The sequence below is a fragment of the Polyangium sp. 15x6 genome, assembly GCF_029960785.1.
Lineage (GTDB): Bacteria > Myxococcota_A > Polyangia > Polyangiales > Polyangiaceae > Polyangium.
The window spans coordinates 20089-29064 of record NZ_JASBQE010000133.1 but is presented as its reverse complement, the minus strand read 5'-3'; the positions used below and the strand labels follow the sequence as shown (position 1 = coordinate 29064).

General features: G+C 68.8%; 10 protein-coding genes. 5 read left to right on the top strand and 5 right to left on the bottom strand.

Annotation, left to right across the window (positions count from 1 at the left end; translation table 11 throughout):
* Nucleotides 1–133 precede the first annotated feature (133 nt).
* The 3 genes from QHF83_RS47895 to QHF83_RS47885 all read right to left on the bottom strand — a co-directional run bounded on the left by QHF83_RS47895 (nt 134) and on the right by QHF83_RS47885 (nt 2077).
* Complete coding sequence (locus QHF83_RS47895) at nt 134–1075, bottom strand: class III extradiol ring-cleavage dioxygenase (protein WP_282424850.1); 942 nt, start codon at nt 1073–1075, stop codon at nt 134–136.
* 114 nt (nt 1076–1189) lie between these two features.
* On the bottom strand, nt 1190–1408 hold the full coding sequence (locus QHF83_RS47890) for a hypothetical protein (protein WP_282424849.1): 219 nt from the start codon (nt 1406–1408) through the stop codon (nt 1190–1192).
* A gap of 129 nt (nt 1409–1537) precedes the next feature.
* Nucleotides 1538–2077, bottom strand: coding sequence for a hypothetical protein (locus QHF83_RS47885; RefSeq protein ID WP_282424848.1), 540 nt, complete (start codon nt 2075–2077; stop codon nt 1538–1540).
* Nucleotides 2078–2240: 163 nt separating this feature from the next.
* On the opposite strand from QHF83_RS47885, the gene QHF83_RS47880 reads away from it, so the two are divergent.
* The 5 genes from QHF83_RS47880 to QHF83_RS47860 all read left to right on the top strand — a co-directional run bounded on the left by QHF83_RS47880 (nt 2241) and on the right by QHF83_RS47860 (nt 6955).
* Nucleotides 2241–2684 (top strand): thioesterase family protein, encoded by a 444-nt coding sequence (locus QHF83_RS47880; RefSeq protein ID WP_282424847.1) that lies wholly within the window; start codon nt 2241–2243, stop codon nt 2682–2684.
* A gap of 93 nt (nt 2685–2777) precedes the next feature.
* Complete coding sequence (locus tag QHF83_RS47875) at nt 2778–4367, top strand: ABC transporter substrate-binding protein/permease (RefSeq protein ID WP_282424846.1); 1590 nt, start codon at nt 2778–2780, stop codon at nt 4365–4367.
* An 11-nt stretch (nt 4368–4378) separates the two neighbouring features.
* A complete protein-coding gene (locus tag QHF83_RS47870) occupies nt 4379–5071 on the top strand; it encodes an ATP-binding cassette domain-containing protein (RefSeq protein ID WP_282424845.1) in 693 nt (230 codons plus the stop codon).
* Nucleotides 5072–5170: 99 nt separating this feature from the next.
* Nucleotides 5171–5866 carry a LamB/YcsF family protein gene (locus QHF83_RS47865; RefSeq protein ID WP_282424844.1) on the top strand — a complete coding sequence of 232 codons (696 nt, stop codon included), beginning with the start codon at nt 5171–5173 and terminating at the stop codon, nt 5864–5866.
* 294 nt (nt 5867–6160) lie between these two features.
* Complete coding sequence (locus QHF83_RS47860; RefSeq protein ID WP_282424843.1) at nt 6161–6955, top strand: hypothetical protein; 795 nt, start codon at nt 6161–6163, stop codon at nt 6953–6955.
* 103 nt (nt 6956–7058) lie between these two features.
* On the opposite strand, the gene QHF83_RS47855 is transcribed toward QHF83_RS47860, so the two are convergent.
* The gene (locus QHF83_RS47855; RefSeq protein WP_282424842.1) at nt 7059–8249 is read right to left on the bottom strand and encodes a hypothetical protein; all 1191 of its coding nucleotides are present in this window, start codon (nt 8247–8249) and stop codon (nt 7059–7061) included.
* Nucleotides 8200–8946 carry a hypothetical protein gene (locus QHF83_RS47850; RefSeq protein ID WP_282424841.1) on the bottom strand — a complete coding sequence of 249 codons (747 nt, stop codon included), beginning with the start codon at nt 8944–8946 and terminating at the stop codon, nt 8200–8202. The genes QHF83_RS47855 and QHF83_RS47850 overlap by 50 nt, the downstream gene beginning before the upstream one ends.
* Between the last annotated feature and the right edge of the window lie 30 nt (nt 8947–8976).

Sequence of the window (8976 nt, the reverse complement as noted above, 5' to 3'; positions counted from 1 at the left end):
CCTCGGCCTGTTCGATGAACTGCGCATCGCGCAGTTCATCGACCCCGGGTCCAGCGCTTGCGCTGGTCCGGGTCCAGGGGCGGACAGCCCCTGGTGGGGCCTGGGGCAACGCCCCAGCGAGGCGCCTTCGAGCTCAGCCGAAGTGATACGCGGACAACCGCTTCCCCCAGACCGCGCCGTTGTACGCCGTCGTTCCTCGATCGGCGCCTGCCGCCCCTGCGACGACCATCAGCGGCAAGAGGTGCTCCTCCCGCGGATGCGCGAGCCGCGCGGCCGGCGCGCTTGCCCATGCGGCGAGGCGCGCATCCCGCTCGTTCGACGGCAGCGCCATCGTCTCGCGTAACCAGGCATCGAACGCCTCCGACACTGCGCCCGCGCTTGGATCCCGGAAGCCACGCATGTTGTGATACGTCATGCCGCTGCCGAGGAGGAAGACCCCCTCGTCCCGCAGCGGCGCGAGCGCGCGGCCCATCGCGAGGTGCTCCTCCGGGTCGAGGCCGAGCTTCAGCGACAGCTGGATCGTTGGCACCTCCGCGTCCGGATACGTGAGCTTGAGCGGCACGAACGTGCCGTGATCGAAGCCGCGCTTGCCGTTCGTCGCCGTCTGGAACCCCGCCCCGCCGAGCAGCTCCTGCACCCGCGCCGCCAGCTCCGGGGCGCCGGGCGCCGGCCATTGCAGCTCATACGATTCGGGCGGGAAGCCGTAATAATCGTAAAACATCGGCGGCCGCTCGGCCGTCATCACCGTCGGCACGGGCTCCTCCCAGTGCGCCGAGATCACGAGCAAGGCCGACGGCTGCGTCTTCGGCAGCGCGCGGATCGAGCGCAGGTAGCCCGCGAGGTCGTCGAACTCCGCCTTGCTCATCCCCACGTCGACGAACGGCCACGGACCGCCGCCGTGCGGCAGGAACACCACGGGCAAACGCCCCGGGACCGAAGGCTTCGCGCGCTCGTCCGCCGAAGGCTCGGCGACGCCGCCAAGAGCGCCCGGCAGCGCCGCGATCGTCGCTGCTCCGGCGATACCCGCGACGATCGCCTGGCGGCGCGTGAGGCCCTCTTCACGTTCCTCGCTCATGCATTCTTCTCCTCAGCGTGGGACCGAGGAAGGATGCACCCGCCCCCTCGTGCAGACCAGAGCACGCTCGGGAGACACACTGTTCTCCTCAGGGCAACAATCGTGGCAGGCGCGTCACATCGCCTTCTCGACGATTTCGGCCCCCAGCCACCCGAGCGCGGTGGCGAGGGACGTCGTCCGGTGACGCTCCGGATGCCAGGAAAACAAGAGGACGAGGACCTTCGCGGGGACCGCGCCGGTTCCGCCGGCCGCGAGGATGAGCGAGCGTACCCGCTCCACCTCGTCGTCCGGGCAACGGACGGTCAAACCCTCGATCTGGACGAGTCGTTGCAATGTCCCACTCCGAGCCAATGCCAGCGGAGCACGAGGAGGCCCTGGGCCCCGCTCGTGGCGCTGGGCCGAGGGGGGCTCACGCGGCGTTCGTCGCGCGCCTTTCAACGATGGAAATGGCGGCTTGGGGGCTCAGGCAAAGCCCCGCGACGGGCGCGGAGGGGCTCGGGCTTCCTGCGGCGTGCGGCGCTCGTAAACACAGCCCGCTTCTTCGCGGCGACGGGTGAGCTCTTGGCGACGCTCCTCGGCGTGGAGGCGCTCCGCCACGATGCGGGCCTCGTCCCAGAGCAGCGCTCCGGTCGGAGGGTCGATCGCGGGGGCGTTGGCTTCCGAGGTGCGGGAGCGTGTCGACGACAAGGACGATGGATCCCCGCGCTCGTGCTCCGCTGCTGGTGGTGGATGGCGGTGCGGCCCGGGCGAAGCCACCGGCGCAACCTCGAAGCGCCGACCGCCCGACGCCACCGATCGCGCGATGTGCGGCACGGCCCTGCCCCCGCCGTTCACCGCGCGCGCGAGGTCCGCGGCGAAACAGCCTCCTTCGACGCCGAAAAAGACGCCTACGAGCGCGAGCACCGAGAGCAGCGTGACCACGACGCCCGGACGTGCTCCCCCTCGCCGCCTCGCGCGGCCAGCATCGGCGATGCCGGAGAGAGGAGAAGGGACGCCGATCATTTGACGTCACACTAACGGCGGGGGGCCGCCGAACTCAAGGACAAAGCGCGCGACCCTGAGGTTTTTCCGTGGGATCACTCCGGCTGGAGCGCAGACCCGGGACGACGGAGGCGCCCCCGCCCACGGGGCCCCTGCCCGCTCCCGTTTCGTGTATGGGTTTGCCATGAGCGAGACGATCGGGCGCGACGGCTACCCTCACTTCCTGGTCATTCCGACGCGCTGGATGGACAACGACATCTACGGCCACGTCAACAACGTCGTCTATTACTCGTATTTCGACACCGTCATCAATCGCTGGCTCATCGGCGAAGGCGGGCTCGACATCGAGCGCGGCGACGTGATCGGCGTGGCCGCGGAGTCGCATTGCCGGTACCTGCGCGGCGTGTCGTTCCCGACGGACATCGACGCGGGGCTGCGCGTGGGCAAGCTCGGCCGCTCGAGCGTGCGTTACGAGATCGGGCTCTTCCCGCGCGGCGAGGCGCTCGTGGCCGCGGAGGGATATTTCGTCCACGTCTTCGTGGATCGGGTGAACCGAAAGCCGACGCCGATCCCCGATCGGATCCGCGCCGCGCTCGAGCGGCTCGTCGTGCCTTCCGGCGCTGTTTGATGGCCCCGCAAAGGTCTTGCGTTCGTCCCGCCGGTCCCGCATCCTTCGCGCTCGTTCGGGATCCTTCCCGGTAGGAGGTGCTCGAAGAAAAAGATGCTCAAGCGTCGCCTCGCGGTCACGCTTCTTCTCCTGCTCCCGCTCCTCGCGCTCGTAGCCCCCGGAAGGGCGCTCGCCGAGGAGTCCGAGACAGCGCCCGCGCCGGCGAGGAACGCCGTCGCCGAGGCGCGCGCCCGCGGAGAGCTGCGGTGGGGGAACGATTCCCAAGGCGGCGCGCCGTACGTCTTCCAGGATCCGATGGATCCGAACCACCTCATCGGCTTCGAGGTGGACTTCGCCGCCGCGCTCGCGAAGAAGCTCGGCGTGCGCGCGAGGCCCGTGCAAGGGCAGTGGGACGGGCTGCTCGAGCTGCTCGCCCGCGGCGATTTCGACGTGGTCGTGAACGGCATCGAGGTCGCCGAGGAGAAGAAGCGCGTCGCCGATCTGTCGCGCCCCTATTACGTCGCCGCCATGCGGCTCACGGTCCGCAAAGGCGACGCCGGCGCGCCGCGCACGCTCGAAGCGCTGCGCGGGCGCAAGCTCGGCACCTTGCCCGGCTCGCTCGCCGCGCGGCTCGCAACGCGCGAGGGCGCCGAGGTGAAGACGTACGACGGCGGGCAAAACGACATCTACGACGACCTCCGGATCGGCCGCACCGACGCGGTCCTGCTCGACGATCCGATCACGCTTTATTACGGGGCGATCGATCCCGCGCTGGAGGTCGTCGACGGATCGTTCGGCGAGGTCTCGTATGCCGTGGGCGTGCCGAAGGGCGACGCCGAGACGCTCGCCGCAGTGAACGGTGCGATTGACGAACTCGCGAAGGACGGCACGCTCGCCGCGCTGTACGCGCGCTGGGGCCTCTGGAACGAGCCCACGGAAAAACTGCTCGGGGGGCCCAAGCCCCCGTCCACGGTCGTCGCCGAGGCGCATGACGCGTGGCGCGCGGCCGTCGGAAAGCCGCTTCCGTTCTGGTCACGCGTGACAACGCGATATCCGGCGACGCTCGGCCTGTTCGCGCGGGGCGCGCTGCTCTCGCTCGTGGTCTCGGTGCTCGCGATGGCCGTGGCCGTGACGCTCGGCATGGCGCTCGCGCTCGCGCGGGTCTATGGGCCGAAGCCACTCCAGTGGCTCGCGGTGGGCTACATCGAGCTCTTCCGCGGCACGCCGCTCCTCGTGCAGCTCACGATGGTCTACTTCGGCCTGCCCGAGCTCGGCGTGACCCTCTCGCCGTTCGTCGCGGGCGTGATCGCGCTCGGGTTGAATTATGCCGCGGCCGAGGCGGAGAATTATCGCGCTGGGCTCGGCAGCGTGCCGGCGGGGCAGATGGACGCGGCGCGGACGCTCGGGCTCTCGAAGCTCGCGTCGCTGCGCCACGTGGCGCTGCCGCAGGCGATCCGCGTGGCCCTGCCGCCGACGACGAACGATTTCATCGCGCTGCTCAAGGACAGCTCGCTCATCTCGGTCGTCACGTTGACCGAGCTCACGAAGACGTATACGAGCCTCGCCAGCGCCATGCGGGACCACCTCGGCCTCGGCCTCGTGGTGGCGCTGTTTTACCTCGGCTTGAGCCTCCCGTTCGCGCGGCTGTCGCGCAGCGTGGAGGAGCGGCTCGGATCGAAGGTCCGGCGGCCGGCTTCCGCTTGAAGGAGGGAACGATGTCGATCTGCGTCACCGATCTGGTCAAGCGACACCCGGGCGCCGCCGCGCCCGCGCTCGCGGGGCTCTGCATGAAGGTGCCGACGGGCAAGATCGCCAGCGTCCTCGGGCGCAGCGGCGCCGGAAAGACCACGCTCCTGCGTTGCTTGTCCGGGCTCGATCCTTTCGACGGCGGAACAATCGACGTCGGCGGCGTGACCTTCGGCGCGGGCGCGAAGCACGGATCGTTTGGCGGGAAGATCGGGCTCGTCTTCCAGAGTTTCGAGCTCTTCCCGCACCTCACGGTGCTCGACAACTGCACGCTGGCGCCGCGCGTCGTGCGGGGCGAGGCGCGCGCGCGCGCGGAAGCACGGGCCAAGGAGCTGCTCGCGGAGCTCGGCATCGAGGACAAGGCGAAGGCGTATCCGGAGGCGCTCTCCGGCGGGCAGAAGCAACGCGTGGCGATCGCCCGCGCCCTCGCCATGGAGCCTTCCGTGCTGCTCTACGACGAGCCCACGAGCGCGCTCGATCCGGCGCTCAAACACGAGGTCGGCCGGACGCTGCGGCGCGTGGCCGGGACGGGCGTCACGCAGATCGTCGTGACGCATGATCTTCCCGTGGCGCGCGAGGCGTCGGATCTCGTGTTCGTGCTCGACAAGGGGCGCGTGGCGGCCTTCGGCCGGCCGGACGAGGTGATCGCCGAGGCGGCGTGAAGCTGCCCTAGCCTCGAGCCAGGGGGGGCGTCCTTCGCGGAGACCCTTCGCGATGAGACTACCCAGACGGCGGCGCCCTGCGTTACGATGGTCGGCCTCATGCGCGCGGTCAGCCTCAACATCCCCGTCGGCTTTCGACAGGACGAGCCACGGGAGCTCTACAAGTTCGCCACGATGGCGAGCATTGCCTGCGGAGGCCCCGGCGTCGACGAGCGGTCGATCAAGCGCGCGATCCAGCAGGCGAAGGAGTCGTGGGCGAAGATCGTCGCGCTCGTCTCGTTCCCCGCGCACGGCGGGCCGATCGGGCCTTCCGTCGAGCCCGAGGACGTGCGGAACGTGGTGCGAGATCAGTGTACCGCGATGCTGCGCGTGGCCGAGTGGCAAGGCGCGCGGATCTTCGCGGTGAAGGCGACGGATCCGCTGCTGCTCGCGGCGACGGCGAACCTGCGCGTGGCCGACGCGATCCTCGACGGCGCGTTCGACGGGCTGTCGATGGACGTGCCCGTGATCGGCCCGTTCGAGGGCCCGATGCTCGACTACGTGCGCACCGGCGGGCTCGATTATCTGCGGGAGGCGTACGCGGATCGGGGCTACCGCGCGGATGGAAACCTGATCCCGGAAGGCGAGGCGGACGCGATGCTCGAGAACGCCGCGGCCGCCGCGGAGAACGCGCTCAGGCTCGCGAGGACGAGTCGCTTCGACGTGATCGGGGTGCACGGGGAAGGCCCGCTCGCGGTGGAGATCGCGGGGGCCGTGCGGACGGCGCTGGAGAGCCAGGGGTTGCTCTCGCGGTAGCGGTCGCTTCGCGAGTTACAGCGGTCGCTTCGCGAGCTACAGCGGTCGCTTCGCGAGTTACAGCGGTCGCTTCGCGAGTTACAGCGGTCGCTTCGCGAGTTACAGCGGTCGCTCCGCGAGTTACAGCGGTCGTGTCACGAGCCGCAGCGGTCGCTCCGCGTCGTACAGCGGTGATGCCGTGACGGGAGCAGGCGGCGCCCCGACGCGCAGCGGTGGCTCCAGGGCAGGACGAGACGGCGAACGGACGGGCGCAGGTGGTTTCGTGATGGCCCGAAGTTCGTTAGGCTACGCCGCATGCCCATCAATCTCGAAACAATCCCGAAGACGCGAAGGCTCACGCTCATTCGATTGGGTGAGCAGTTCGGCTCGCAAGACACGCTGGATCAAGCAAACCAGACGCTCGGCGCGTACGAGAAACACGCGCCGCCGCTCAGGATGTCGGGCTTCGGCGCGAAACATGCGGCAGAGCTCGCAGGAGCGCGCGACGGGCTGGTCGAAGCGGGCGTGGGGCGCGAGGCGGCCAAAGGCAAAAAGAAGGTGACGGGCGAGGCCTACGTCAAGGCGTACAACCAGGCGGCGACGGCGCGGATCAACGCGCGCACGGTGCTCGCAGGGGTCAAGGAGGACCTGGAGGCGAGCGGGGAGTCCGAGGAGGCAACGGCGACGGTCGCGGCAGCGTTGCGGCAGACGCGGTCGGCGGCGAAGAAGGCGGAGCCCTTGGCGCAGCAGCTCGCGCTCCTGGCCGATACGCTGAAGCACCCGGCGGTGGCCGCGATGGCAGCGGATCAGGGCGGGCCCGAGGCGCTGGTGGACGTTCAAGCGTCGATCCCGGTGCTGCGAAAGGCCGACCAGGAGGACGTGGGCGGTCGCGGGACGCCGGTGGAGACGGAGACGCTCGATCTGCTCGACGGGATCATCGTGCAACTCGTGCGAAGGGCGCGGCGGGCCGCACTGGCGGCGTCGAAGCGGCTCGGGAACCCAGCGATGGCGGAGGCGTTCAAGCTCGACAAGCTCTACCGGTCGAAGGGCGGGAGCGGCGCGGAAGACGAGGGGGGCGAGGACGAGGACGCGGAGGAAGTCAAGGGGTAAGTGGAGGGAGGCTGCTCATCCGCCGACACCTCCCGAGCCCGCGGACCGGCTCGGACGCCGCGCTCGTCTCCGTGACCGGGGACCACCACGTCCCCGAAGGTTCTCAGGTCGACGGCTCGGCGCCCTTTCGCGCTGCTTCGAGCTTGTCCCGGAGCTCGTCAAAAGACCTGAGCATGTCTCGGTAATACTTCGGGGTCAGGCCTGCTTGCATCGGAATTTCGCCTTTCGCCCGAGCCTCGCTCCGTCGCGCGAGCTCCGCTTCCAGCCCACGTTCGAGCTCCGCGGTGAGGGGTTCGAGCACGGCGAGGCCCTCCTCGGGCTTGTGGGTGCGCAAGCAAGACTCCACGTACGTCTCAGCCTTCAGGCATTGTTCCCAGAGGCCCGTGAAGCCCAGCCGGACCAGCTCGTTCCAGGCCTCCCGGCAGACCTCGAATGGCTGTTCGAGCTGAGAGGCTGCCCAGAGGAGGTCTCCGGCGATGCACCGCCGCATGCTGAGCACGAGGTCTACTGAGGCTTCGCCCTCGCCAGCGCGCGCCGTGAAATCCGCCTCAATCTGTTTGTAGTCGGCGGCGACGTCGGCGAAGCTCCGCTCCTGCGTCCTTGCAAAGGTCTTGACGACGGCGCTGCGCGCGTTGGAGAACTCGTCATAGAGGGCATCGAGCCTCTCTTCTTCCGGGTTAGGCGTGTGCGCCTCGTCGAGCCGCCGGGTGCTTCGCTCCGGGTCAAGCTCGCCTCTTTGCTGGGCCAGGAGCGCGCCCCGGAGGTCGCCCAGGCGCTCGAGCTCCTGTTCGTAAAAGCCCGCGCGGCGCTTCGCCGCCTTGGTTTCGTCGAACCCGCGCTCGAGCTCGGCGATGAGGGGTTCGAGCACGGCGAGCCCCTCCTCGGGCTTCTCGTCATACCGGCAGCACTCCGCGTAACACCAGGTCTTCATGCACCTGACGTGAATGTTCGTGAAACCGAGGCGAACGAGCTCGTTCCACGCTTCGCGGCAGACCTCGAAGGGCGGATGTTTTTCGTTCGCGAGCAAGAGGATGGCCTCGGCAATGCGTCGCCTCGTCTCGAGCACGCCGAGCTCGCTGTCGCCTGCGCGCGCCACGAGCTCCGCTTCGAGCCGGCGGTAGTCGTCGACGGCCTCGGCGAAGGTCCGGTTCCGCTCCAGCGATCGGACCAGGAGGGCGTCGTGCGCCTTCGCGAATGCCGAGAGGAGTTGAGCGATTGTTTCTACTTCCGTAACCATATCTGTCCTAATAGTACCATCTGATATGCGGGTAGATGCAGGACGCCCATGACTCATCCGTCAATTCGAATCCTTTGGGCCATGTTCCGCTGCCCTTGCACAACTCAAAGCACGTGGCACATCTCTTATTGCCTTCGACATGCCCTGGCAAGTCTGCCCAAGGTGACCCCAGACAAGCGTTGAGATGGTCTTGACAGGACACCGGGCCTGACTTCTTTCGACCTACCTCCGCAATCTCCGACTTGCCAATCTCCACCGACGCGGCGATCACGACGACGATGGGGGCCGCCTCGATGATGAGGTCGGCGAGGGCGATCGCCACGACCACGAGCGAAGGGTGCCCGACGAGTCCACGCTCGGCCGCCGTCTGCCCGTTCGCAGGCGCGGGCGACGCGGACAGGCGCAGCTTGCGCAGCCTGAGGAGCTCCTCCGGGACGGTCATACCTCGCAGCGCGATTCGCATGCAGCCCGCGAGATCCGCGTGGGGCACGCCCGTCGACGCCACATCGACCACCCGGCCGTCTTCGTCGACCTTCACCGCGACGTCGAACGTGTAGTATCCCCCCGAAAGGTCACCACCGAACTCATCCACGCACGCTCGCAGGCGCTCCGCGGTGGCGTCGGGGACACGCGGCCGGTCGTCCTGCAGCGCGAGTTGTCTGACCGTGGCCCCGCAGCCGAGCGGCACGAGCGCCGCCGTCGCGCAACCGAGGAGCCCGAAGGAGAAGATGGTGCGCAGACGCGAAACCTTCATTCTCGGGATGCAATCAGGAAAACTCGAATC

What these genes read in the sequence shown, in the direction of transcription:
- QHF83_RS47860 (WP_282424843.1), top strand. Translation starts at nt 6,161, where the DNA reads ATGCCCATCAATCTCGAAACAATCCCGAAGACGCGAAGGCTCACGCTC.
- QHF83_RS47895 (WP_282424850.1), bottom strand. Translation starts at nt 1,075, where the DNA reads ATGAGCGAGGAACGTGAAGAGGGCCTCACGCGCCGCCAGGCGATCGTC.
- QHF83_RS47855 (WP_282424842.1), bottom strand. Translation starts at nt 8,249, where the DNA reads ATGAGTCATGGGCGTCCTGCATCTACCCGCATATCAGATGGTACTATT.
- QHF83_RS47875 (WP_282424846.1), top strand. Translation starts at nt 2,778, where the DNA reads ATGCTCAAGCGTCGCCTCGCGGTCACGCTTCTTCTCCTGCTCCCGCTC.
- QHF83_RS47885 (WP_282424848.1), bottom strand. Translation starts at nt 2,077, where the DNA reads ATGATCGGCGTCCCTTCTCCTCTCTCCGGCATCGCCGATGCTGGCCGC.
- QHF83_RS47870 (WP_282424845.1), top strand. Translation starts at nt 4,379, where the DNA reads ATGTCGATCTGCGTCACCGATCTGGTCAAGCGACACCCGGGCGCCGCC.
- QHF83_RS47865 (WP_282424844.1), top strand. Translation starts at nt 5,171, where the DNA reads ATGCGCGCGGTCAGCCTCAACATCCCCGTCGGCTTTCGACAGGACGAG.
- QHF83_RS47880 (WP_282424847.1), top strand. Translation starts at nt 2,241, where the DNA reads ATGAGCGAGACGATCGGGCGCGACGGCTACCCTCACTTCCTGGTCATT.
- QHF83_RS47850 (WP_282424841.1), bottom strand. Translation starts at nt 8,946, where the DNA reads ATGAAGGTTTCGCGTCTGCGCACCATCTTCTCCTTCGGGCTCCTCGGT.